Source organism: Chelativorans intermedius (assembly GCF_025398255.1).
Classification (GTDB): Bacteria; Pseudomonadota; Alphaproteobacteria; order Rhizobiales; family Rhizobiaceae; genus Chelativorans; species Chelativorans intermedius.
On the sequence record NZ_JAODNW010000018.1, the window covers coordinates 84,756 to 107,210 of the forward strand.

A 22,455-nucleotide genomic window follows, 5' to 3' on the forward strand; every position below is an offset into this window, starting at 1 on the left:
TGTTCAGCGCCGGATGGCGAAGCCGTCCGGCACGTTGGAGGGATCGGTTTCCTCGACGGCAATCCCGGCGACCGAGGCGGCGGGCGGGCCGGAGCGCAAGCGCTCAAGCATGGTGGCGACCGCCGATCCGGGCCCGGCGATGACGGCCGCCACGGCGCCGTCGGGCTCGTTGCGCACCCAGCCGCGCAGGTCCAGCTCCTCGGCCTGCGCCTTTGTCCAGGCGCGAAAGTTGACGCCCTGCACGCGGCCGGTGATGCGCAGGCGCTTTGCCTGGGTCTCGTTGCGCATTTCAGCCTCCTGCTTGCCCCATGGTGCACGCTGAGGGTCGAGGCTCATTATCGGTCCGCCGGTTGGCCTGCGCAAGGCGGCGGGGCGCTATGGCGTCTGCGCCACGGCGGCGCGCCACGCGGCAGCATAGGCCTGCCATGCCTCGCCCGGATCACCAACGGGGGACGCTTCCTGCTGGGCAGTGTGCGGTGTACCGGCAGCCAGCAATGCGGCACCGATTGCCGTACCGGTGCTGTCGGCGGGTGCGACCAGCACGTCCCGTCCGGTGGCCGCAGCCAGCATGCGGGTAAACAGCGTGTTGCCGGCGAAGGGGCCTTCCACCACCGTTGGGCCTTGCGCGGCGACGAGATCGAGGCAGGTCGCCGTCATCATCGCCAGATAGAAACAGGCGGCCGCGTATCTGGTGCCGGCGGTGGCGGGCATTTGCGACCAGGACGATCGGCGCGCCGGGTAGGGACCGCAACCCGGCTGCACCGAGGGCAGAAGCAGAAGCCGACCGGCAAGGACAGTCCGCATCTCCTCCTCCGTACAGCCATCGAGCCCCTGTGTGAGCGTGGCAAACTCGCGCCCACCCATGAACCGGGCAGAGGGCACCGGATCGCCGAAGACGTTCACATTCACGAGCGTGTCGCGCTCCGGGTCGAGTTTCGGGCTGCCACCGCCCACAGCCATCGTCACCACCCAGGTGCCGGTGGAAACCACGCTGAAGGGAGGGCGGCGGGCGAGGAGATGCGGCAGAAGCGAAGCGTTGGAATCATGCACGCCGCAAAGGACGGGCGTAGCAGGGTCGAGCGCGGCGGCGTGCGCCACCTCCGGCAGGACAGGCCCCAGACGGGCACTGGCAGCGGCAAGCGGCGGCATGAGTGACCGCCAGCCCATGGCAAGGACGAGGCTTGAAAAGTCACGTGCGGCAGGTGACCAGAGGTCCGTGTGGCAGCCGAGCGAGGTCACTTCGCTTGCCGCAACGCCGCTGAGCCGCCAAGCCCAATATTGCGGATAGGGCAGGATGGCGGCGGTCCTGGCAAAGGCGTCGGGAAAGGCCGACTGCTGCCAGAAGATCTGGGCGCCGAGATTGAGCCCGCCGGGAAGGCGTGGCGAACCGGTTTCCGAGAAGGAGGGGCGCAGGGCCTCGTAGCGCGCGGCGGTGCCTTGCGGACCCTCATGCTCGTAATCGAGCACCGGCAGGGCAAGACCCCCGTGCCTGTCGAGCAACGCAGCCGTCGCCCCATGCGTTGTGACACTGATGGCGGAGAGCGGATGTCGACGGGCAAATGTCGCGAGGCTGTCGAGGATGAAACGCCACAGGCTCTCGACGTCGTAATGGGGGTAGGGGCCGTCGGCGCGCGCCTTGTTGGGTGTGCGCCGCTGGTCGATTTCTGCGCGATGCTCAAGATCGACCAACGCCAGCTTGGCGTTGGTCTTCCCGATGTCGACGACGGCGACATGGCGAGGTCCACTCATGGCAATGTTTTCTCTCCGCGCAGCCGGTGCCAGAGGATGGGCGCGCCGATGACGGCTATGAGCAGCAGCCCGGTGAAGATCGACATGACGATGCCCGGAACATTGGCCAAGCCGAAACCGAAGGTGACGAGCCCCATGATGATCGCCGCGATGAAGACGCCGGGAATGCTGCCAGAGCCACCGAGGATGTTGACGCCGCCGAGCACGACCATGGTGACGACTTCGAGCTCCCAGGCAAAGGCGATGGAAGGTCGCGTCGAGCCGAGCCTGGCCGTCAGGCAGATGGCGGCAAGACCGGACATGAGCCCGGTCATCAGGAAGAGAACGAACTTGACGCGTGCCACCCTGACGCCGGAGAACAGGGCCCCCGTGGGATTGTTGCCGATGGCGTAGACCTGCCGGCCGAAGCCAGTGCAGTGCAGCAGGACGCCGAAGAAAAGGGCGACGAGGGCAAACAGCACCAGCTCAAAGGAGATTACCCACCACACATAGCCCTGGCCGAACCACGCGAAATCCGCAGGATAACCGGTAAATGCCTGATCCCCCAGGATGATGTAGGCAATGCCACGGAACAGGCTCATCGTGCCGATGGTAACGACGATGGAGGGCAGACCGAACCCCGTCACCAGCCAGCCATTGAAGGCACCGCAGGCCAGCCCCACGAAAAGCCCGACGAGCACGAGCTCGGGCGTGCCGGCGCCATACTGCAGCGCCAGCCCCATGGCCGTGGAGGCCAGCGCGATGATGGCGGCCACCGACAGGTCGATCTCGCCGGCGATGATGAGCAGCGCCATGGCCATGGCGATCATCGCTTTTTCGGTGAAGTTGAAGGTGGCGTCCGACAGGTTCCAGGCATTGAGGAAATATGGCGAGGAGAGCGCGTTGACGACGAAAACGAACACCGCCACGGCGACGAGCAGCGTCTCCCAGCTTTTCAGGAGCGACGTCCAGCGGCTTTCCAGCCGGTCGGGGATGAAGCGTTGGGTCGTCTCGCTCATGTTGCCGCCTCGCGGTTGCGCAGGATGAGCCGGCCCTGCCGCCGTTCGGCGCGGGCATTGAAGGCGACGGCCAGGATGATGGCGCTGCCCGAGATGGCGAGCTGCCAGAAGGGCGAGATGTCGATGACGGGCAGCGCGTTCTTGACGACGCCGAAGAACAGCGCGCCGAGCACCGCGCCCCCCACCGAGCCGATGCCACCGGCAATGGAGATGCCGCCGATGACACAGGCTGCGATGATGTCGAGCTCGAAACCGCCGGCGATGTCCACATAGGCGACCGCATAGCGCGATACCCACAGATAGCCCGACAGGCCCGCCAGCGCCCCGGCCAGGGTGAAGGCGAGAAAGCGTGTGCGCCCGACATCGATGCCGGTGTAGACGGCGGCGGTGGGATTGCCGCCTACCGCATAGAAGGCGCGGCCGAGCGGCGTGCGCGTGATGAACAGCGCCATGAGAGCGATGGCGGCCAACGCGATCCAGGAGAGCATCGGCAGGCCGAGAAGAGGCGCGCGCGGCAGGGCCTTGAAGGCGGCGCTCATCTGGTGCGCGTTCACCCATTCGCCGCCGGAGATCACGAAGATGATGCCGCGGAAGATGGTCAGCGTGCCGAGCGTGACCACGATGGGCGGGATCTCCACCTTCCATACCAGAATGCCGTTGAAAGCGCCAAGAAGGGCGCCGACGCCAATGCCGAAGAGAATGAGAAGCGGAATGGGAATGCCCGGCACGGTCGCGTTGAGCATGGCCACCACCATGCCGCAAAGGGCCAGATTGGCAGCCATCGAGAGATCGATGCAGCGGGTGAGGATCACCATCATCTGGCCGAGCGCCAGGATGATGAGGATGGCCGTGTCGTTGAAGACATTGGCGAGATTGGCCGGACGCACGAAGCCGGGAAAGCGCCATGCGATGGCGGCAAGCAGCACCAGAATCGCGGCGGCCAGAAGAATCTCGCGGGATTTGAGGAGCCTCATCATGTCTCTCATGGCCCTTGAAGGGGGGCGGGGGTGGAAGCATCCGGCATGGGGGGCATTTCCCCTGCAATGCCAGCGGCGGCACGCACCAGGGTTTCGGCGTCCAGCCCCTCGCGTGCGAATTCGGCGGCGATGCGCCCTTCGCGCATGACGATCACGCGGTCGGACATGCCCAGGATCTCGGGGATCTCGGAGGAGACCATGATGATGCTGAGTCCGGCCGCAACCAGCTCGCTCATGAAGGCGTGCACCGCCGCCTTGGAGCCGATGTCGATGCCCTTGGTGGGCTCGTCGAGGATGATGACCTTGGGTGCGGTGGCGAGCCACTTGGCGATGACCACCTTCTGCTGGTTTCCGCCCGAGAGGGTGCCCACATCCTGGTCGAGGCTCGCGGCGCGAAGATCCAGGCGTGAGGTGTATTCGCGGGCGAGCTTGAACTCCTCCGCCAGGCGCAGGAAACCGTGGCGCGTGGTGCGCGACAGCGAAGGCAGGGTGACGTTCTGAAAGATCGGCAGCCCGGCAATCGCCCCCTGCCTGCCGCGTTCCTCCGGCACATAGACGATGCCGCGGCGGATTGCCTCGGCCGGGCTGCGGATGACCGCCACCTCGCCGTCGATCCTCACGGCTCCCCGCGATGGCTTTGTGATGCCGAACAGCGCCTGCATCAGTTCGCTGCGCCCGGCACCGACAAGGCCGTAGAAGCCGAGGATTTCCCCGCGGCGAAGCTCAAAGCCGATGTCGGCGAACTCGGTTGGGTGGCTGTAACCGGAAACGGTGAGCACGGCGGGGCCGATCTCTGCCTTTCGTTTGGGGAAGATCTGGCCCACCGGGCGGCCTACCATGAGGCGCACCAGCGCATCGTGGTTGGTTTTGGAGATCAGTCCGGCGCCCACGCATTCGCCGTCGCGGAAGACGGTGTAGCGGTCGGCGATGCGGAAGATCTCGTCGAACTTGTGGGAGATGAAGAGGATTGCCTTGCCTTCCGCCTTGAGGCGCTCGATGAGCTCGTAGAGTTCCTCGATTTCCTTGTGGGAGAGGGCGGCGGTGGGCTCGTCCATGATGACGATGCGCGCATCGACCGACAGTGCCCGTGCAATGGCCACCAGGTGCTTGCTGGCAATACCGAGGTCGCGCAGTCGCGCCTGCGGGTCGATGGCCGCGCCGATGCGCTCCAGCACGGTGCCGGCCTCGCGGTTCATGCGTGCCCGGTCGATGAGGCCCAGGCGGGTGCGCGGTGCGTGGCCGAGGAAAATGTTCTCCGCTACGGAAAGTTCGTCGAACAGCACCGTTTCCTGGTGAATAGCGGTGATGCCCGCGCGATGGGCGTCATAGGCAGTGGCAAAGAAAACCTCTCTCCCGCCCAGCCGGATCGTGCCCTCATCCGGCTGATAGATGCCGGTGAGGATCTTCACCAACGTCGATTTTCCGGCACCGTTCTCGCCGATGAGGGCCGTGACCGTGCCGGGATAGAGCTCCAGCGAGACGTCGGAAAGCGCGCGCACGCCGGGAAAGCTCTTGCAGATGCCGGCAAGCGTCAGCACCAGCTGTCCGCTCGGGGCCTGCGGCGTATCCGCGTTTTCTGTCCTGGCTTTCTGGAGCATGGGAAGCGGCTCTGCCACGATTGCCTGACTGCTCTTCTGCGACGGGCGGCCCTCCCTTTCGGCGCCGGAGCACCGGGAGGACCGCTCCTGCCCTCGCCGAACGTCTCAGAAGATATCCTTGAACCTGTCGATGTTCGAGGCATCGTAGACGAAGGGCTCGGCCATCGCGCCCTCGCGGTTCTCGTCGAGCGTGACGGTGCCGACGCGCCCCATGTCGATCTCGGCGCCCGGCTCGGCGGTCGCCTGGCCCGTGGCCAGATTATAGGCGATCATGGTAGCGGCATAGCCGAGATCGATCGGGTTCCAGATGGCGAAGCTCTTGGACGCGCCGGATTTCACATGGCCAGCCATTTCGGAGGGCAGGCCAAGTCCGGTGACATTGATCTCGCCGATCTTGCCGGCGTCAGTCACCGCCTGGGCTGCTGCCACGATGCCCACCGAGGTGGGGGCGATGATGGCCTTGAGATTCGGATAGCTCTGGATGAGACCTTGGGCTTCGCGGTACGACTTGTCGGCAAGATCATCGCCATAGACGGTGGTGACCAGGTTCACGCCCGGATAGTCGGGCAGCACCTTCTTCATCTCGGCGATCCAGTTGTTCTGGTTGGTGTGGGTGGCCGAGGCTGAGAGAATGGCCACGTCACCACCGCCTTCCGGCAAATGGTCCGCTGCCATTTTCACGCACATCTCTCCAATGAGCTGGTTCGAGGAGGGGTTGAGGTGCATCTGCCGGCCTTCCGGCGCGACACCCGAATCCCAGGAGATGACGGTGATGCCGCGGTCCATGGCCCGCTTGAGCGTCGGCACCAGCGCATCGGTATCGTTGGCCGAGACGGCGATGGCGTCGACATTTTGGGCGATCAGGGAATTGATGACCTCGATCTGGCCTTCGGCGGTGGTGTCTGTCGGCCCGGTATAGATGACCTCGACATTGCCCAGCTCCTTCGCCGCCTCCTGAGCGCCTTCGTGGGCGGCCTCGAAGAAGCCGATGCCGAGCGCCTTGACGACGAGCGCGATGCGCACATTGTCCTGCGCTTGCGCCTGGGCTGCGGCGAGGGTGAAGGCGGCGGTGGCCGCCGCTGCCAGAAGTTTCCTTGCAATGCTCATCGTTTCCTCCCTTGAGCGTTTGCGTCGTCGTCCCCGCCGGCTCACGCAGGCAGGGAAGTCTCCTCTCGGGCCTGGCCGGGGCTGCTGGCCACGATCAGGCGCACGCCCGCCGCCTCCAGCATCTTCGCTTCCCGATCGGTCACGCCCTCGTCGGTAATCACCGTGGCGATGCGCTCCAGCCGGCACAGGATGAGGCTTGAGCGCTGGCGGAACTTGCTGGAATCGGCCAGCACCACCAGCTCCTCGGCCTGATTGATCAGCTTCTGCTCGGCCTGGATCAGCAGGGGATCGCCTTCCATCAGGCCGAGGGGGCCGAGACCGCGGGCGCCCATGAACATGCGCCGCGCGTAGAAATTGGCCGTCACGTCGTTGTCGAACGGCGAGAGCACGATGTTCTGCTCGCGATAGACAGTGCCGCCGGGCAGAACCACCGTGTTCTTCGAATGCTTCAGAAGGTGCTCGGCGATGACAAAGGAATTGGTGAGGATGGGCATCCGCCGGCTGGCAAGGAAATGCACCATCTGGAAGGTGGTGGTGCCGCCATTGATGATGATCGGCTCGCCGTCGCTGCACAGTGCCACGGCCTCGCGCGCAATGGCCCGCTTCTTGTCAGCGTTGAGCGCCTCGTTGACCTTGAACGGCCTGCCGGCAAGCCCGATGAACTGCGGCGGTGTCATGGCCTCAGCCCCGCCGCGCACGCGCCTCAGCTTCTGCTGCATGTGCAGGGCGGCGATGTCACGCCGAATCGTGGCCTCCGAGGCGCCGGTCAGGTCCACCATTTCCTGCACGGTGACGACAGGCTTTTCCTGAACGGCTGACAGGATGATGCGATGGCGCTCTTTCTCGTGCATGGGTCCTCCCTCGATCGCGAATTAACGCATCGGAATCGCGCAGTGTCAATCATATTCCGTCAAAATCTTTATTGTTGCAGCGCAATATGATCGAAATTGAGTGATATTGATTGACAGAGGGAGGGCCTTTTGCCACTTTTGAACCATGCCAGATGCACCCGGCGGTGCAGCGAGGGAGGACTTCCATGCTTGAAACACGCGGTGGAACACGGCTCGCCGATCTTTGGGATGAGACGAGGGCCGCCACCATGAGCGAGCCGGAGCGCCTGCTTTATCGCTCCAACCTTCTGGGCTCGGACAAGCGCATCACAAATTATGGGGGCGGCAACACCTCGGCCAAAGTGACGCAGGCCGATCCGTTCACGGGTGAACCGGTGGAGGTCCTGTGGGTCAAGGGCTCGGGCGGCGATGTCGGAACCATCAAACTTGACGGCTTCGCCACGCTTTACATGGACAAGCTGCACGGGCTGAAGAAGCTTTATCGCGGCGTTGACCATGAGGACGAGATGGTGGGGTATCTGCCCCACTGCACTTTCAACCTCAATCCGCGTGCCGCCTCCATCGACACGCCGCTTCATGCCTATGTTCCATACCGGCATGTTGACCATATGCACCCGGATGCGGTGATCGCCATTGCGGCGGCGCAAAACAGCAAGACGCTGACGGAGACGATCTATGGCGGCGAGATCGGCTGGCTGCCTTGGAAACGGCCAGGCTTCGAGCTCGGCCTCTGGTTGGAGGCGTTCTGCCGCGATAACCCGGACGCCAAGGGCGTGGTGCTGGCTGGTCATGGGCTCTTTACATGGGGCGACACGGCACGCGAATGCTACGAGACCACCATCCGTATCATCAACCGCGCCATCGCGTGGTTCGAGGAGGAGGCGGCGGACAAGCCTGCTTTTGGCGGTGCTGTGCGGCCCGTTCTGGGCCCTGAGGAGCGGCGCCGGGTGGCCGAACGGCTGATGCCGGCGATCCGCGGCCTGATTTCCGATGCGCAGCGCAAGGTCGGCCATTTCGACGACAGCGAAGCGGTGCTCGAGTTCACGGCCGGGCGGGATATGGAGACGCTTGCAGCACTGGGCACGAGTTGCCCGGACCATTTTCTGCGCACCAAGCGAACGCCGCTCGTGGTCGATTTCGATCCGGCCCGGCCCGACCTCGACAGAACGCTCGGGAGCCTGCCGGCCGCCATCGCGGCATATCGCGAGGAGCACGCTGCCTATTACGAGCGGTGCAAGCGGCCTGACAGCCCGCCCATGCGCGATCCCAATGCGGTGGTATATCTGGTGCCGGGCGTGGGAATGATTACCTTTGCCAAGGACAAGGCGACGGCCCGCGTTTCGGCCGAGTTCTATGTTAACGCGATCAACGTGATGCGCGGGGCCTCCAGCGTCTCCAGCTATGTGGGCTTGGCCGAGCAGGAAGCGTTCGACATCGAGTACTGGGTGCTGGAGGAGGCGAAGCTTCAGCGCCTGCCAAGGCCCCGGCCGCTGGCCGGAAAGATTGCGCTGATCACCGGCGGAGCAGGGGGCATTGGCAAGGCCACGGCCGAGCGCCTTCTCCAGGATGGCGCCTGTGTCGTGCTGGCCGACATCGACGAAAAGGCGCTTGCCCTGGCGGAGGAGGAGTTGGCCGGTCGGTATACGGCCGACTGTGTGCGCCGCGTCAGACTGGACGTGACGGCGGAGGACGAGGCCGCCGCCGCCTTTGCCCATGCGGTACGCGAATATGGCGGGCTCGACATTTTGGTCTCAAATGCCGGCATCTCCTCGGCAGCACCCGTGGACGAGACCGATCTTTCCACATGGAATCGCAACATGGATATTCTTTCCACCGGATATTTCCTGGTGGCGCGGGAGGCCTTCCGTCTGATGAAGCGTCAGGGCACTGGCGGCGAGATCGTCTTCGTTGCCTCAAAGAACGGTCTTGCGGCCTCGCCCAACGCCGCCGCCTATTGCACGGCCAAGGCTGCCGAGATCCATCTGGCCCGCTGCCTGGCGCTGGAAGGGGCGGAATTCGGCATCCGCGTGAACACGGTGAACCCGGACGCGGTGCTGCGCGGATCGCGCATCTGGTCGGGTGCCTGGCGCGAGCAGCGCGCCGCTGCCTACAACATGCGCCCGGACGAACTGGAGGAGCACTATCGCAAGCGCTCGCTTCTGAAGCTCAGCGTGTATCCCGAGGATGTGGCCGAGGCGATCTATTTCTTCGTCTCCGACATGTCGGCCAAGTCGACTGGAAACATTCTCAACGTCGATGCCGGCAACGCGCAGAGTTTCACGCGCTAAAGCCGCTCACCGGAAAGCAGGGAGGAGGCCATGAGCGAACAACCGATCGACACCGATCTCGTCGCGCGCGAGAATGCAGCCCGACAATCGGCACTCGAACGGGATTACGAGGCGCTCGGCGAACAGCTCGACCGCCGCGGCATCCCCATTGATGCCATCCGCGACAAGGTGGCTGCCTTCGCCGTTGCCATTCCCTCCTGGGGTGTAGGTACGGGCGGAACACGCTTTGCCCGTTTCCCCGGCCCTGGCGAGCCTCGGGACATCTTCGACAAGATCGAGGACTGCGCGGTGATCCACCAACTGACCCGCGCCACGCCAACCATTTCGCTCCACATTCCATGGGACAGGGCTGAACCGGCCCTGCTCAAGGAGGCAGCGGCGCGCCGTGGCCTGGCCTTCGATGCCATGAACTCCAACACCTTCCAGGACCACCCCGGCCAGCACCACTCCTACAAGTTCGGTTCGCTCTCGCACACAGACGCCGCCACGCGCGCCCAAGCGGTGGAGCATAATCTGGAATGCATCGAGATCGGCAGGGCCATAGGCTCCAAGGCGTTGACGGTGTGGATCGGCGATGGCTCCAACTTTCCGGGGCAGAGCGACTTTGCCCGCGCCTTCGAGCGCTATCTGGACTCGATGAAACAGATCTACGCGGCGCTGCCGGAAGACTGGCGTCTTTTCACCGAGCACAAGATATACGAGCCGGCCTTCTATTCCACCGTCGTGCAGGACTGGGGCACCAACTACCTGATCGCACGGGAACTGGGGGAGAAGGCTTTCTGCCTGGTCGATCTTGGCCACCACGCGCCGAATGTGAACATCGAGATGATCGTCTCGCGCCTGATCCAGTTCGGCAAGCTTGGTGGCTTCCACTTCAACGATTCGAAATATGGCGACGACGATCTGGATGCCGGCGTCATCGACCCCTATCGGCTGTTCCTCATCTTCAACGAGCTGGTGGCGGCGGAGCGGCGGGCTGTTCCGGGCTTTGCGCCCGCCCACATGCTCGACCAGAGCCACAATGTCACCGATCCCATCGAGAGCCTGATGCTCTCGGCGGTGGAGGTGACACGCGCCTATGCCCAGGCGCTGCTGGTGGACCGCACGGCGCTTGACGCCTTTCAGGAAGAAAACGACGCGTTGATGGCGAGCGAGACTCTGAAGACTGCCTTCCGCACCGATGTCGGGCCGGTTCTCGCCATGGCGCGGCTGCGGTCGGGCGGCGCCGTAGATCCGGTAGCCGCGTATCGCGCCAGCGGCTATCGCCGGAAGGTGGCGGACGAGCGTCCGGCAGCTCGCGGCACGGGCGGCGGCATCGTATAGGCGTCGCGGCGCTCGGTCACGAAAGCCTGCACGGCATAGAGCCGGCCGCCGGCCGCGGCGATGCCGAAGCCGAAATCCTGAAGCCGGGGATCGAGAATGTTGCGGCGGTGGCCCGGACTTTCCATCCATCGGGCATGGAAGGTGCGAAGCTGCTCGCGCGGTATCTGGCAGGCGATGCAGCTTGCGATGTTCTCCGCCACGATGGCCCACAGTCCGCCACCATGGGCGCGGTATCGGTCGGCCACATCGCGGCCTTCCGGCGAGCGATGGTCGTAGAAGTCGCGCCGCGCCATGTCCTCGGCATGGGCCTGGGCGGCGGCGGTGATGGGGGCGGTCGCGCGCAGCGCGGGCAGGCCGTGGCGGGCGCGCTCCCCGTTGACAAGGGCAAGGGCGCTCCTGCGCAGGGATTGCAGGTCGCCGACCGGCTCCAGCGGCCTGTCGGGGCGCGCGGCAGCGCAGGCCGTGCAGGCGATGACGAGCAGCATCAGGCACGCCGCCCGTCCCGGGCCGGCTATGGCGGTCCATCGAATCATGGAGGTCTGGCTAGCACGCGATTGTGGCCGCGCCAGCCCCTTGCGTCAGCAGGCGGTGTTGAAGCGTTCCACGCAGGTGGCCAGCACCTCGTCACCGGGGCGCTTCCACCAGTCGTCGCGCGAGAAGATCTCCACTTCCTGCGGACCGTGGAAGCCTGCCTCCTCGATCATGCGACGAATGGCGGGCAGGTCGATCACCCCGTCGCCCATCATGCCGCGGTCCAGAAGAAGGTCCCTGGTGGGCACCAGCCAGTCGCAGATATGGTGAGCGAGAATGGCGCCCATCTGCCCGGCGCGGGCGATCTGAGTGGCAAGCTCGGGATCCCACCAGACGTGGTAGACGTCGATGGCCACGCCGATTCCCTCGCCCAGTTCCACGCACAGATCGAGCGCCTGGGAAAGCGTGTTCACGCAGGCCCGGTCGGCGGCATACATGGGATGCAGCGGTTCGATGGCCAGGGGCATTCCAACGGAGCGGGCATGCGGCAGGATGGCGGCCAGACCCTCGGCCACCTGGCGGCGGGCCTCCGGCATGTCCTTCGAGGAACCGGGAAGTCCTCCCACCACCAGCACCAGGCAGTCGGCGTTGAGAGCCTTGGCCTCGTCGATGGCCCGCCTGTTGTCGTCGATATTGGCCTGCCTGCCGGCTGCGTCCTGCGCAGGAAACATGCCGCCGCGGCACAGCCCCGTCACCCTCAGCCCGTTTGCCTCGACGATGCGTGCAGCCTCCTTGAGCCCGATCGCTTCCACCTGGTCGCGCCAGGGGGCAATGGCCGTGATCCCGTGGCGCAGGCAACCCTCCACCGCCTCGGCGAAGCCCCAGCTTCCGCGCGTGGTGGCGAGATTGATCGACAGGCGGCCTTCAAGGCTCATGGCTTGGTTCCTTCCTCAGAACAGGGGCTGCATGGCGGACCAGTCGGGTTCGACCGCCGAGCCGAGGCCGGGCGCGGCTGCGATGGAGGCAAGCGACAGGCTGCCCTCGCGGATCGCAAGGCGTGCCCGCCCGCCGACGTTTCGATAGAGATCGCCATGGGCGGCGAGATAGGCGCGCATCTCCTCGGCCGGCGCGCCGGCCATGCCGTCGACGAAATGGTGGCCGTTGCGTTCGACATGTTCGGCGCCGATCAAGCCAGCCAGCACGAGGTCCTGCTGGATGGCGATGCCGGCCTGGGTGGTCAGGTCTTCCGCCGACATAAAGCAGTGAGCTTCACCGGCCTGCCCGTTCCACCGTGCCACGCGCGCTCGGTTGAGAAGCGCGCGGTAGAAGCCCTTGCAGGATTTCGAGGAGATGCCGGTGTAGCCAAGGCGCCTTGCGACGACGAAGGCTTCCATATCGGCGTCGGACTCGTCGATTTCCACGGCAATGCGGGCGGCAAGGCGGGTGACGGGGCGGGCAAGCGCCCGGGCGCGCGCGATGGGCTGTTCCAGAAACAGGATGCGCTCGCGCAGGCGGGCAAGAGCCGGCTCGGCCTCGATGGCATCGAGCAGTTCCAGCACATGCGCCTCGTCCTCATACTGCTCGTTGCCATCGAGCGTCGCCCGGTAGTCGGGCTGAAGTCGGTCGAGCACGGCGGCGATGCGGGTGAGTCGTGCGACATCCTTCTTCACGTCGCCGGCAATCTTCAGTTTGAATAAGCGGTGCCCATAGGCGGCGATCGCATCCTCCAGCGTTTCCGGCAGGCCGTCGTCGAGGCGGGAGGCGCTTTCATCCGCGCTCAGCGCATCGCCGAGACCCACCGTGTGCCGCACGGCAAGACTGGCGGGCAGCGTCAGGCCGGCGAGGAAGCTGTCAAGGTCGAAGCCTGCCAGATCCGGCGCCGTGGTGGTGTCGATGCCAAGCCTGTTCCCGTTCACGAGCCTTTGCGCCGGAACCCCCTCCAGCCGCGCGAGCGCGTCGATGACCGCGCGGTCGACGAGGGCGAGGCCGAAGGAGGCGATCAGCCCGTTGAGGCCCGCCTGCGCGCAGGCGGTGCGATGAGCGGGTTCGACGCCCGCATGGAGCGCGAAGGCGCTGCCGGAGCCGGCAGCCATCATGGCCTGCGCGGCCATCCGCAGGGCGGTCCTGAGCTGTTGGGTGTTCTCTTCGGGCGAAAGGCCGGGGTCCTTGTCGAACCATTTCGGCATCATCATTTCCGCCGACCAGCCGATGGCCTCGCGGCCCGTCTCGTCGGCGATCCGCACGCGCAGGAACGCCTGCGCGGCCGCCTTCACCTCGGCGGCACCGAAGCGGAAGGCGAAGCGGAACGGCACCTGCCGCTCGAAAGCGGCGGCCTCGACGATGCTTATACGGGGGAGCGATGCCATCGCTCAGGACTGGGGCACGCCGCGCACGGCCATCACCTGGCGCATGCGCGCTTCCGCAAGCTCCGGGTCGATGAGCACGCGCGCCTCGTCCGCCAGCCGGAAGAGGTCCGCCAGATGCAGGGTGGAGCGCGCCGATTCCTGACCGCCGATCATGGTGAAGTGATCCTGCAACCCGTTCAGATAGGCGAGGAAGACGACGCCGGTCTTGTAGAAGCGTGTCGGCGCCTTGAAGATGTGGCGCGACAGCGGCACCGTCGGGGCGAGCAGCTCGAAGAACCTTTTTTCATCGCCTGCACCAAGGGCGGCAAGCGCGGCGGACGCCGCAGGCGCGATGGCATCGAAGATGCCGAGCAGGGCGTCGGAATGGCCTTCGCTGTCTCCGGCAATAAGCTCGGCATAGTTGAAGTCGTCGCCCGTATACATGCGCACGCCTTTGGCCAGGCGGCGGCGCATGACGATTTCCTTCTCCTTGGAGAGGAGCGAGATCTTGATGCCGTCCACCTTGTCGGCATGGGCGGCGATGATGTCGAGTGCCACCTCCATGGCGTCCATGTGGTCGGGCCGGCCCCAATATCCCTCAAGCGCGGGGTCGAACATTTCGCCGAGCCAATGGATGATCACCGGCTCCTTCACGCCGGAGAGAATGCGGTCATAGACGCGCGCATAGTCGTCGGGACCCTTCGCGGCTGCCGCCAGTGCCCGGCTCGCCATCAGGATGATGCGTCCGCCATGCGCCTCGATGGCCTCGATCTGCTCCTCATAGGCCGCGATGATATGCTCGATGGTCACGTCGGGGCCGGGGGCCAGGTGATCGGTGCCGGCACCGCAGGCGATCAGTGCGCCGGGGCGGCCTTTTGCTTCCCGCAGGGCCCGGGCGATCAGCTCGCGGGCCTGCGTCCAGCCCAGGCCCATGCCGCGCTGTGCCGTGTCCATGGCTTCTGCCACGCCAAGCCCTAGGTCCCACAGATGGTGGCGGAAGGCCATCGTCCTGTCCCAGTCGATGGCCGGGGCGAGCCAGGGGTCGTTGTCGGCCAGCGTGTCGGCCACCACATGCGCGGCGGCGTAGGCGATGCGATTGAAGGAAGCGGCATCGCGCTTGCCGGCCTCGATCGGCCGGTTCTTCACCGTGTAGGTGGAGACGGAACGGTCGGCATTGGGCAGGTTGAGCATCGGTCACTCCTAGAACTGCAGGTTTGGGACGTCGAGCCATCGCCGCTCGGCCCAGGACTTGAGCCCCAGTTCGGCAAGCTGCACGCCCTTGGCACCTTCCTCAAGACCGTAGCTCCAGGGCGCATCCTCGGCCACATGGCGCAGGAACTCCTCCCACTGCACCTTGAAGCCGTTGTCGACAGGCCAGTTGTCCGGCACTTCCTCCCAATCGTCGAAGAAGTTCATGGTCTGCGGCTGGTCGGGATTCCACACGGGCTTGGGCGTGTTGACGCGGTGCTGTGTCCAGCATCTGTGGAGCCCGGCTACGGCGGAGCCCAGCGTGCCGTCCACCTGGAAGGTGACGAGATCGTCGCGGCGCACCCGCACCGCCCAGCTCGAATTGATGTGGGCGACGATGCCGCCCTCCAGCTCAAAGGTGGCGTAGGCCGCGTCATCCGCATCCGCCTTGTAGGGCTTGCCCTGCTCGTCCACGCGCTCGGGAATGTGCGTGGCACCGAGGCAGGAGACGGCCTTGACGGGTGCGAAGGTGTTGTCGAGCACGTAGCGCCAGTGGCACAGCATGTCGATGATGATGCCGCCGCCATCGGCCTTGCGATAGTTCCACGAAGGGCGCTGCGCCTTCTGCCAGTCGCCCTCGAACACCCAGTAGCCGAATTCGCCGCGCACCGAGAGAATGCGGCCGAAGAAGCCGGAGTCGCGCAGCATTCGCAGCTTCATGAGGCCCGGCAGGAACAGCTTGTCCTGCACCACGCCATGCTTGCGGCCGGAGGCGCGCGCTTTCCGGGCAATGTCGACGGCCACCGAAAGGTCGTCCGAGGTCGGCTTTTCGCAGTAGACGTGCTTTCCGGCAGCCAGTGCCTTTTCCAGAAGACCGGCGCGGATCTTGGTGGCGCCGGCGTCGAAGAAGATCTCGTCATCCGGGTTGGCAAGCGCGGCGTCGAGATCGTCGGTAAAGCGCGCCACATTGTGGCGTTTGGCGATTGCCTCCACCTTCTCCAGACTGCGGCCGACGAGAATCGGGTCGACCGTCAAGCGGTCGCCGTCGGAAAGAACTATGCCCCCCTGGTCGCGGATGGCCAAGACCGACCTGACGAGATGCTGGTTGTAGCCCATCCGCCCGGTAATCCCGTGCATGATGATGCCGATGCGCCGCTGGGCCATAAATCCTCCCTGGAAGCTTCATATTTGTAACTACCCAGTTACTTACTTGCCGGCACGGAATGTGTCAAGCAGGAGTGCTGCGCCGCCGTCGACCGGGTTGACAGGAGATTGAAAGCGGCGCGCAGTTGTGCGTGTGAGCCATCGAGGAAGACGGGGAGGCAAGGCGATGCGGATCGTGCTGTGCAACGAGGTGCTGCGGCCGATGCCGCTTGCCGCGCAGTGTGCCTTTGCCAGGCAGGCGGGGTATGATGGGCTGGAGATTGCACCCTTTACGCTGGCCGACGATCCAACCCGCCTGACGGCGGACGAGATCACGGAGTTGCGGCGCGCCATCGCCGCACAGGGTCTTGCCGTTGCCAGCCTGCACTGGCTGACCATGGCGCCTGAGGGCCTGGACCTGACCTCACTGGATGCCGAGATTGGCAGCAGGACGCGGCAGGCGCTGTTGCGGCTGGTGGACCTTGCTGCCGGGCTTGGTGCCGGTGTCATCGTGCACGGCTCGCCGGCGCAGCGGCGCTTGGGCGCACAAGCAAAGGACCAGCGGGCTGTCGCCATGGCGCATATCGAGGCAGCGGCGCGGCGCGCTGGCGAACACGGCATTGCCTATTGTCTGGAAGCCATCAATCGCCGGGAGTGCAACTTTCTGAACACGCTGGCCGAGGCAGAGGCGATGATTGCCGAGATCGGTGCGCCGGCGCTGCGGCTGATGCTGGACGTGTGCCACGCCGCGCAGGAGGAGCAGGATAGCCTCGCTGTCCTTGCTGCTCGATATTGCCGGCAGGGCAAGCTTGCCCATGTACAGCTCAACGCAGCAAACCGGCGCGGGCCGGGGCAGGGCGATCATGCGGGCGGACCGGACGCCATTGCGCCCTTGCTGCGCGCGCTGACCGAAAGCGGCTATGGGGGCGATCTGGCGGTGGAACCTTTCGATTATGTGCCGGACGGGCCAGCCTGTGCAGCGCGCGCCATCGGCTATGTGCGCGGGGTTCTGGACGGGCTTGAGAAAGATGCAGTCGATAAGAACTAACCAGTTACTTACTTCTTGACAGCCTGCCGCGCTGTCTTCACAGTTCCTTTCCACGCCGGGACCGGAGAGAGGGCCATGGCGTAACAAGGACAATTCAAGGGAGGAAAATATGGGTTCCTTGACCAAGGCCGCGTTTGGCGCGGCTGCATCCGCATTGGCGCTGTCCGCCACATCGGCGCTTGCCCAGGAATGGGAGCCGGAGCGGCCGATCAACATCATCGTGCCGTGGGGTGCGGGCGGCTCCACAGACCAAGTGACGCGTGTTACCGCACCGATCATCTCCGAGGCGCTCGGGCAGACGGTGGTGGTGGTCAATCAGCCGGGCGCATCTGGCGCCGTGGGCACGCAGGAAGTGCTGAACGCGCCGAAAGACGGCTATACCTGGACGGCCAATGCCATTGCCAACAACGCCACCTACACGGTGACGGGAATGATCCCGGACACCAGCATCGACGACTGGCACATCTATCTTTCGGTCGCCAACGTTCCTGTCGTCTCGGTGCCTGCCGACAGCCCGTTTCAGGATTTCGGTGCGTTGCTGCAGGCCTTCAAGGAGCGCGGCAGCGAGATCACGGTGGCGACGGCCGGCGTGACCTCCTCGGGCGGCATGGCGATTGCCGGTCTGGGGACCGAGGGCGATTTCGACTACCGCATGGTGACCTATGACGGCGGCGGGCCGGCCGCCATCGCCACGGCTGCCGGCGAGGCGATGGTTACCACCCAGCTCGCCGTCGAACAGGCCGAGCTGATTCGTGGCGGCCGCCTGCGCCCGCTTGCCGTCTTGAGCGACGAGGCGCTGACCATCGAAGGCGTGGATCCCATCCCGCCCATCACCGAATGGCTGCCCGACTTTCCCATCGCGCCGGACTATTTCGGCATCTTCATTCCCCGCGGTGTGCCTGATGAGGTGATCGCGACGATGGACCGCATCTGGGAAGAGAAGGTGATGAATTCCGAGGCGCTGAAGGAATATGCGCAAACCAATGGCGCCGTCTTTGCCCCTTCCTACGGCGAAGAGGCCCGCGCCCGTGCCATGCCCGTGGTGATCGAGGAGGCCTGTGCTGCCGAAGAGCGCGGCCTTGAGGTCAACGACCCCTCCACCATTGGCATTGACTGCGAGACGAAAAGCGAGATGTAGCCCGCGCAGGGGCAAGCGCCTGGCCGGCACTTGCGACGGGTGCCGGCCGGTGCCACGTGTGGGAGGCAAGCATGGACGACCCTCGGGTGCAACGCCGCATGAACCGCGCCGATCTCGTGACCGGCTGCGTGCTTGCCGGTCTGGGACTTGCGATCGTCTACGTGTCCTGGACCATGCCGCGGCTCGAAGTGCGCGGCATTCACCCCGCCACGGTGCCCGGTCTTGTTCCGGGTCTTCTGGGCCTCATCCTCGCCTTCTGCGGGGCAGCCCTTGCCATCAAGGCCTTTCGCGAAGGGCGGGGGGAAGGCGGTTGGGTCGATTTCTTTTCGCTCCTGCGCTCCGCCGAGATGGGGCGCCTTGCGGTCGTCGGGGGCTTGGCGCTCGTCTATGCGCTTCTCCTGGTGGGCCTGCTGCCGTTCTGGCTTGCCACGGCGCTTTTCGTTTTCGTCTTCATCGTCGTTTTCGAGACCTGGCTTTCGCCCAGCCCAAAACCGCTCCCGCGCTCCCTCCTCTGGGCGGGGGTTCAGGCGGTGCTGGTGGGCATCGTCGTCACGCTCGTGTTTCAAAACGGCTTTCTCGTCCGTCTGCCCTAGCCCGACAGGTTCAGTCCAATGCTTGAAGGTCTCTTGCTGCTCGGCCAAGGCATCGCCCATTTTCTCACCTGGGGAGCCCTCTTCAATCTGGCCTGGGCAAGCCTGCTTGGCATCGTCATCGGCGCCCTGCCGGGGCTGACGGCCACCATGGGCGTGGCGCTGCTTGTCACGCTCACCTACAAGATGCCGCCCGACCAGGCGATTTTGTGCCTGATGGCGCTCTATGTGGGCGCCATTTATGGCGGCAGCCGCTCGGCCATCCTGCTTGCCATCCCGGGCACACCGGCAAGCGCTGCCACCGCGCTGGACGGCTTCCCCCTGGCCCGCGCCGGCAAGGCGGGGCTGGCGATGGGGATCGCCACCACCTCCTCCGCGCTTGGCACGCTCGTGGGCATTTTCTTCCTGGCGCTGATCGCGCCGTGGCTGGCCGAGTTTGCGCTGCGTTTCGGCTCCTATGAGTTCTTCTGGCTGGCGCTCTTCGGTGTGCTCATTTCCGGGCGGCTGACGGCGATCGACAATCCGCTCAAGGGCTACATCGCGGGCATTCTGGGCCTACTTGCGGCCATGATCGGCATGGAGGGCCTGCACGCCTATCAGCGCTTCACCTTTGGTATCGGCGCGCTGGGTGGCGGGGTGGATCTGATTCCGGCCATGGTGGGTGCGTTCGGCTTTGCCGAGATCCTGAGCGTCATGAAGCAACGCTTCACCGCCGAGATGGCGACCAGCGACGACCGGGTGCTGCCGCGGCTTGCCGACATTACGCGCTACTGGCGCACCACCATCCGTTCCGGGGTGCTGGGCACCATTGCCGGCATCATTCCTGGTGTGGGCGAAGACATCGGCGCCTGGGCTTCCTATGCTGCGGCGCGCCGCAAGAGCAAGGAGGCGGACCGTTTCGGCAAGGGCTCCATCGAGGGGCTGGTGGCGGCCGAGACCGGCAACTCGGCGGTGATCCCGGGGGCCATGATTCCCACGCTCACACTAGCCCTGCCGGGCTCGGCAGCGGCGGCGGTGCTGATTGCTGCAATGTTCATCCATGGAATCCGGCCCGGCCCGCTCTTGATGACCGAAAACCCGCAGTTTCTGTATCAGATCGTCGGCATCCTGTTTCTAACCACGATCGCCATCACCATCTATGGCCTGTCGCTGACCAAGCTTCTGGTGCGCGTTCTCCTCGTCCCGCGCGAGAAGCTGATGCCGGTGGTCTATGTGTTGTGCGTGGTGGGCTCCTTCGCCATCACGCAGCGCATGTTCGACGTCTATGTGATGGTCGCCTTCGGTTTGATCGGCTTCGTGCTGCGCGAGATGCGCTATCCAATGGCGCCCCTGGTGCTCGGCATCGTTCTGGGGGAGCTTCTCGACGTCAATCTGCGCCGCGGCCTGCTGTTGTCCGACGGCGATGTAACCCCTTTCTTCACACGCCCGATCAGCGCGGTGCTCGTCACCGTCATCGCGGTGACGATCCTCATGAGCATGCCCATGGTGAGCAGACGTGTCACGCAGATCTTCAAGCGTCTTGACCCGCAGGGCCGTACCGGCTGAGGCGCGGCTGGCGGCACGCGCCCGCGATCCGGCCCGCACGCGGGCGGCGATTCTTGCTGCAGCGCGCGCCGAGTTCTCCGAACACGGACTCGAAGGGGCGCGCATCGACGCCATTGCCCGCCGGGCAGCCACCAACAAGCGCATGCTCTACCACTATTTCGGCAACAAGGAGGGGCTCTATTGCGCCGTGCTCGCCGAGGCCTATCGCGAGATCCGCCAGGGCGAGCGGGCGCTCCAGCTTGACCAGTATGACCCGGTGGAAGCGATGGCGCGGCTGGTGCGTTTCACCTTCCGGCATTTTCTGGAGTGTCCCTGGTTCATTGCGCTGTTGACCAACGAGAACCTGATGCGCGCGCGTTATCTGCGCACCTTGCCGGAAATGCACGGGCTGCATTCGCCGCTTGTCGATCAGATCAGAAAGCTCATCCGCCGTGGCGCGCAAAGCGGCATCTTCCGCGACGATGTCGATCCGGTGCAGCTCTACATCTCGATCGCCGCCCTAGGCTATTTCTACGTTTCGAACAACGCCACACTCTCGGTGATCTTCGATACCGACCTTTCAAGCAGCAGGCATGTCGCCGCGCGCGAGGCCCATGCGGTGGAGATGGTGCTCGACCATCTGCGGCTCACGGCCTGACGGCGGCAAGCACCGTCCTGACCACATGGGCTTCCCAATCGGCCAGCCGGGCGGGGTCAGCGAGATCCCGGTCGAAGATGGCCGAAAGGGTGTGCCGATTGGACAGATAGAAATATCCGAGAGCGGCGATCGTGATGTAGACGTTGATGGGGTCGATGCCGGCGCGGAAGACCCCGGCCTCGGCGCCGCGCTTCAGCACCTCCGCCAGCTCCGTGACGAAGTGGGAGTGCATCTCCATCAGTTTCCGGGAACCCTTCATATGCCGTGCCTTGTGCAGGTTCTCCGTGTTCAGAAGGCTGATGAACTCGGGATGCTCAAGAAAATAATGCCAGGTGAAGCGCGTCAGCTCGCACAGCGCCTCCTCCGGTGCCTTGTGCGCCAGGTCCAGCCCGCGCTCGGCCGAGCGGATGGCCCCGTAGGCGGCTTCCAGAACAGCGACGTAGAGGCCGGCCTTGTCGCCGAAATAATGGTAGAGCATGCGCTTGTTGGTGCCGGCGCGCTCGGCGATCATGTCGACACGGGCTCCGCCGATACCCTTTTCGGCAAATTCTGCGGTCGCGGCCTTCAGGATGGCGGCCTGCGTGCGCTCCGGGTCGCGGCTCGCCTTCTGCAGGCGGCCCGCTCGTGCCGGTTTCTCCCTGATGTCGCTGCCCAACCGAGCCCCTCCTCTTTGTGCGCGCCCACGTTATAGCCGACAGCCGGCGAAGGGCTCAATCGCGCGCATCCAAAAGGCTGCTTGACTGGCCCGGCCCCTGCGGCAGGATGAGAGCCATGTTCGGCAGGACACCGGAATTTCACGACCGCGCGGAGGCCGGGCGGCGCCTCGGCGATGCGCTGGAGCATCTGCGTGGGCAGGCGCCGGTGGTGCTCGCGCTGCCGCGCGGCGGCGTGCCGGTTGCCTTCGAGGTCGCAAGGGTGCTGCGGGCTCCGCTGGATCTGGTGATGGTGCGCAAGCTGGGGGCGCCGGGACAGCCGGAATTCGGCATCGGCGCCGTGGTGAATGGCGATGATCCGCAGCTTGTGCTCAATGACGAAGCCATGGAGATGGTCAACCCACCGCCGGGCTATGTCGAGGCCGAGATGCAGCGGCAGCTTCTGGAAATCGACAGGCGGCGCCGGTCGTATCTTGCCGGCCGCGCGCCGATACCGCTTGCCGGGCGCACGACCATTCTGGTGGACGATGGCATAGCCACCGGCGGCACGGTGCGCGCAGCACTGAAGGCGCTGCGCCTCGCCGGGGCGGGGCGTGTCGTGCTGGCTGTTCCCGTTGCGGCACCCGATACACTCAAGGTTCTGCAAAGGGAGGCTGACGAGGTGATCTGCCTTGCGGCGCCAGAGAGCTTCCGCGCCGTCGGCCTGCATTACGAGAACTTCGATCAGACGGAGGATGCACAGGTGGTGCGGCTTCTCGATGAAGCGCGCCAGTGGCTGCCGCGCGCGTGAGAGCGTTCGGCCGCGC

Annotated in this window: 21 protein-coding genes; 8 read left to right on the top strand and 13 right to left on the bottom strand. The window is 65.3% G+C overall.

The features are described from left to right. Positions 1-3: 3 nt before the first annotated feature. The 7 genes from NYR58_RS13675 to NYR58_RS13705 all read right to left on the bottom strand — a co-directional run bounded on the left by NYR58_RS13675 (position 4) and on the right by NYR58_RS13705 (position 7,280). Complete coding sequence (locus NYR58_RS13675) at positions 4-288, bottom strand: acylphosphatase (protein ID WP_261521447.1); 285 nt, start codon at positions 286-288, stop codon at positions 4-6. An 87-nt stretch (positions 289-375) separates the two neighbouring features. Next, positions 376-1,749, bottom strand: coding sequence for an FGGY-family carbohydrate kinase (locus NYR58_RS13680; RefSeq protein ID WP_261521448.1), 1,374 nt, complete (start codon positions 1,747-1,749; stop codon positions 376-378). Continuing rightward, positions 1,746-2,747 carry an ABC transporter permease gene (locus NYR58_RS13685; RefSeq protein WP_261521450.1) on the bottom strand — a complete coding sequence of 334 codons (1,002 nt, stop codon included), beginning with the start codon at positions 2,745-2,747 and terminating at the stop codon, positions 1,746-1,748. The genes NYR58_RS13680 and NYR58_RS13685 overlap by 4 nt, the downstream gene beginning before the upstream one ends. Then, positions 2,744-3,724 carry an ABC transporter permease gene (locus tag NYR58_RS13690; protein WP_261521452.1) on the bottom strand — a complete coding sequence of 327 codons (981 nt, stop codon included), beginning with the start codon at positions 3,722-3,724 and terminating at the stop codon, positions 2,744-2,746. The genes NYR58_RS13685 and NYR58_RS13690 overlap by 4 nt, the downstream gene beginning before the upstream one ends. 5 nt (positions 3,725-3,729) lie before the next feature. Next, the gene (locus NYR58_RS13695) at positions 3,730-5,322 is read right to left on the bottom strand and encodes a sugar ABC transporter ATP-binding protein (protein WP_261521453.1); all 1,593 of its coding nucleotides are present in this window, start codon (positions 5,320-5,322) and stop codon (positions 3,730-3,732) included. 105 nt (positions 5,323-5,427) lie between these two features. After that, positions 5,428-6,429, bottom strand: coding sequence for a rhamnose ABC transporter substrate-binding protein (rhaS, locus tag NYR58_RS13700; protein ID WP_261521454.1), 1,002 nt, complete (start codon positions 6,427-6,429; stop codon positions 5,428-5,430). A 41-nt stretch (positions 6,430-6,470) separates the two neighbouring features. After that, complete coding sequence (locus NYR58_RS13705) at positions 6,471-7,280, bottom strand: DeoR/GlpR family DNA-binding transcription regulator (protein ID WP_261521455.1); 810 nt, start codon at positions 7,278-7,280, stop codon at positions 6,471-6,473. A gap of 185 nt (positions 7,281-7,465) precedes the next feature. Between NYR58_RS13705 and NYR58_RS13710 the strand changes: the two genes are divergently transcribed. Beyond that, a complete protein-coding gene (locus tag NYR58_RS13710) occupies positions 7,466-9,568 on the top strand; it encodes a bifunctional rhamnulose-1-phosphate aldolase/short-chain dehydrogenase (RefSeq protein ID WP_261521456.1) in 2,103 nt (700 codons plus the stop codon). Positions 9,569-9,598: 30 nt separating this feature from the next. After that, positions 9,599-10,891, top strand: a complete 1,293-nt coding sequence (gene rhaI / locus NYR58_RS13715; RefSeq protein WP_261521458.1) for an L-rhamnose catabolism isomerase — start codon at positions 9,599-9,601, stop codon at positions 10,889-10,891. Here the strand turns inward: rhaI and NYR58_RS13720 are convergent. Genes NYR58_RS13720 through NYR58_RS13740 form a run of 5 tightly spaced genes read right to left on the bottom strand, consistent with a single transcriptional unit; the run spans position 10,828 to position 16,059 of the window. Beyond that, entirely contained in the window at positions 10,828-11,424 is a 597-nt protein-coding gene (locus NYR58_RS13720) for a CAP domain-containing protein (RefSeq protein ID WP_261521459.1), read from the bottom strand. The genes rhaI and NYR58_RS13720 overlap by 64 nt on opposite strands. Before the next feature lie 45 nt (positions 11,425-11,469). Next, positions 11,470-12,297, bottom strand: coding sequence for a sugar phosphate isomerase/epimerase family protein (locus tag NYR58_RS13725; RefSeq protein ID WP_261521460.1), 828 nt, complete (start codon positions 12,295-12,297; stop codon positions 11,470-11,472). 15 nt (positions 12,298-12,312) lie between these two features. Then, positions 12,313-13,728, bottom strand: coding sequence for an enolase C-terminal domain-like protein (locus tag NYR58_RS13730; protein ID WP_261521461.1), 1,416 nt, complete (start codon positions 13,726-13,728; stop codon positions 12,313-12,315). Between the two features lie 3 nt (positions 13,729-13,731). Beyond that, positions 13,732-14,898, bottom strand: a complete 1,167-nt coding sequence (locus NYR58_RS13735) for a dihydrodipicolinate synthase family protein (RefSeq protein WP_261521462.1) — start codon at positions 14,896-14,898, stop codon at positions 13,732-13,734. Between the two features lie 9 nt (positions 14,899-14,907). Continuing rightward, positions 14,908-16,059: a Gfo/Idh/MocA family protein gene (locus tag NYR58_RS13740; protein WP_261521463.1), complete on the bottom strand. Its 1,152-nt coding sequence runs from the start codon at positions 16,057-16,059 to the stop codon at positions 14,908-14,910. 166 nt (positions 16,060-16,225) lie between these two features. On the opposite strand from NYR58_RS13740, the gene NYR58_RS13745 reads away from it, so the two are divergent. From NYR58_RS13745 to NYR58_RS13765, 5 genes are all read left to right on the top strand, one after another. After that, the gene (locus NYR58_RS13745; RefSeq protein ID WP_261521464.1) at positions 16,226-17,086 is read left to right on the top strand and encodes a sugar phosphate isomerase/epimerase family protein; all 861 of its coding nucleotides are present in this window, start codon (positions 16,226-16,228) and stop codon (positions 17,084-17,086) included. A 109-nt stretch (positions 17,087-17,195) separates the two neighbouring features. Further along, positions 17,196-18,224, top strand: coding sequence for a tripartite tricarboxylate transporter substrate binding protein (locus tag NYR58_RS13750; protein WP_261521466.1), 1,029 nt, complete (start codon positions 17,196-17,198; stop codon positions 18,222-18,224). 71 nt (positions 18,225-18,295) lie between these two features. Next, positions 18,296-18,817, top strand: coding sequence for a tripartite tricarboxylate transporter TctB family protein (locus NYR58_RS13755; protein ID WP_261521467.1), 522 nt, complete (start codon positions 18,296-18,298; stop codon positions 18,815-18,817). Between the two features lie 18 nt (positions 18,818-18,835). Continuing rightward, on the top strand, positions 18,836-20,359 hold the full coding sequence (locus NYR58_RS13760) for a tripartite tricarboxylate transporter permease (protein ID WP_261521468.1): 1,524 nt from the start codon (positions 18,836-18,838) through the stop codon (positions 20,357-20,359). Further along, the gene (locus NYR58_RS13765; protein WP_261521469.1) at positions 20,334-20,996 is read left to right on the top strand and encodes a TetR/AcrR family transcriptional regulator; all 663 of its coding nucleotides are present in this window, start codon (positions 20,334-20,336) and stop codon (positions 20,994-20,996) included. The genes NYR58_RS13760 and NYR58_RS13765 overlap by 26 nt, the downstream gene beginning before the upstream one ends. Here the strand turns inward: NYR58_RS13765 and NYR58_RS13770 are convergent. Then, positions 20,986-21,651 (bottom strand): TetR/AcrR family transcriptional regulator, encoded by a 666-nt coding sequence (locus NYR58_RS13770; protein ID WP_261521470.1) that lies wholly within the window; start codon positions 21,649-21,651, stop codon positions 20,986-20,988. The genes NYR58_RS13765 and NYR58_RS13770 overlap by 11 nt on opposite strands. A 116-nt stretch (positions 21,652-21,767) precedes the next feature. Here NYR58_RS13770 and NYR58_RS13775 point away from each other — a divergent pair, with 116 nt between their 5' ends. Then, positions 21,768-22,439 carry a phosphoribosyltransferase gene (locus tag NYR58_RS13775; RefSeq protein ID WP_261521471.1) on the top strand — a complete coding sequence of 224 codons (672 nt, stop codon included), beginning with the start codon at positions 21,768-21,770 and terminating at the stop codon, positions 22,437-22,439. The last annotated feature ends 16 nt before the right edge of the window (positions 22,440-22,455 follow it).

Bases quoted from the DNA above. Each gene is read 5' to 3' on its own strand.
- NYR58_RS13675 (WP_261521447.1), bottom strand. From the start codon at position 288: ATGCGCAACGAGACCCAGGCAAAGCGCCTGCGCATCACCGGCCGCGTG.
- NYR58_RS13680 (WP_261521448.1), bottom strand. From the start codon at position 1,749: ATGAGTGGACCTCGCCATGTCGCCGTCGTCGACATCGGGAAGACCAAC.
- NYR58_RS13685 (WP_261521450.1), bottom strand. From the start codon at position 2,747: ATGAGCGAGACGACCCAACGCTTCATCCCCGACCGGCTGGAAAGCCGC.
- NYR58_RS13690 (WP_261521452.1), bottom strand. From the start codon at position 3,724: ATGATGAGGCTCCTCAAATCCCGCGAGATTCTTCTGGCCGCCGCGATT.
- NYR58_RS13695 (WP_261521453.1), bottom strand. From the start codon at position 5,322: ATGCTCCAGAAAGCCAGGACAGAAAACGCGGATACGCCGCAGGCCCCG.
- rhaS (WP_261521454.1), bottom strand. From the start codon at position 6,429: ATGAGCATTGCAAGGAAACTTCTGGCAGCGGCGGCCACCGCCGCCTTC.
- NYR58_RS13705 (WP_261521455.1), bottom strand. From the start codon at position 7,280: ATGCACGAGAAAGAGCGCCATCGCATCATCCTGTCAGCCGTTCAGGAA.
- NYR58_RS13710 (WP_261521456.1), top strand. From the start codon at position 7,466: ATGCTTGAAACACGCGGTGGAACACGGCTCGCCGATCTTTGGGATGAG.
- rhaI (WP_261521458.1), top strand. From the start codon at position 9,599: ATGAGCGAACAACCGATCGACACCGATCTCGTCGCGCGCGAGAATGCA.
- NYR58_RS13720 (WP_261521459.1), bottom strand. From the start codon at position 11,424: ATGATTCGATGGACCGCCATAGCCGGCCCGGGACGGGCGGCGTGCCTG.
- NYR58_RS13725 (WP_261521460.1), bottom strand. From the start codon at position 12,297: ATGAGCCTTGAAGGCCGCCTGTCGATCAATCTCGCCACCACGCGCGGA.
- NYR58_RS13730 (WP_261521461.1), bottom strand. From the start codon at position 13,728: ATGGCATCGCTCCCCCGTATAAGCATCGTCGAGGCCGCCGCTTTCGAG.
- NYR58_RS13735 (WP_261521462.1), bottom strand. From the start codon at position 14,898: ATGCTCAACCTGCCCAATGCCGACCGTTCCGTCTCCACCTACACGGTG.
- NYR58_RS13740 (WP_261521463.1), bottom strand. From the start codon at position 16,059: ATGGCCCAGCGGCGCATCGGCATCATCATGCACGGGATTACCGGGCGG.
- NYR58_RS13745 (WP_261521464.1), top strand. From the start codon at position 16,226: ATGCGGATCGTGCTGTGCAACGAGGTGCTGCGGCCGATGCCGCTTGCC.
- NYR58_RS13750 (WP_261521466.1), top strand. From the start codon at position 17,196: ATGGGTTCCTTGACCAAGGCCGCGTTTGGCGCGGCTGCATCCGCATTG.
- NYR58_RS13755 (WP_261521467.1), top strand. From the start codon at position 18,296: ATGGACGACCCTCGGGTGCAACGCCGCATGAACCGCGCCGATCTCGTG.
- NYR58_RS13760 (WP_261521468.1), top strand. From the start codon at position 18,836: ATGCTTGAAGGTCTCTTGCTGCTCGGCCAAGGCATCGCCCATTTTCTC.
- NYR58_RS13775 (WP_261521471.1), top strand. From the start codon at position 21,768: ATGTTCGGCAGGACACCGGAATTTCACGACCGCGCGGAGGCCGGGCGG.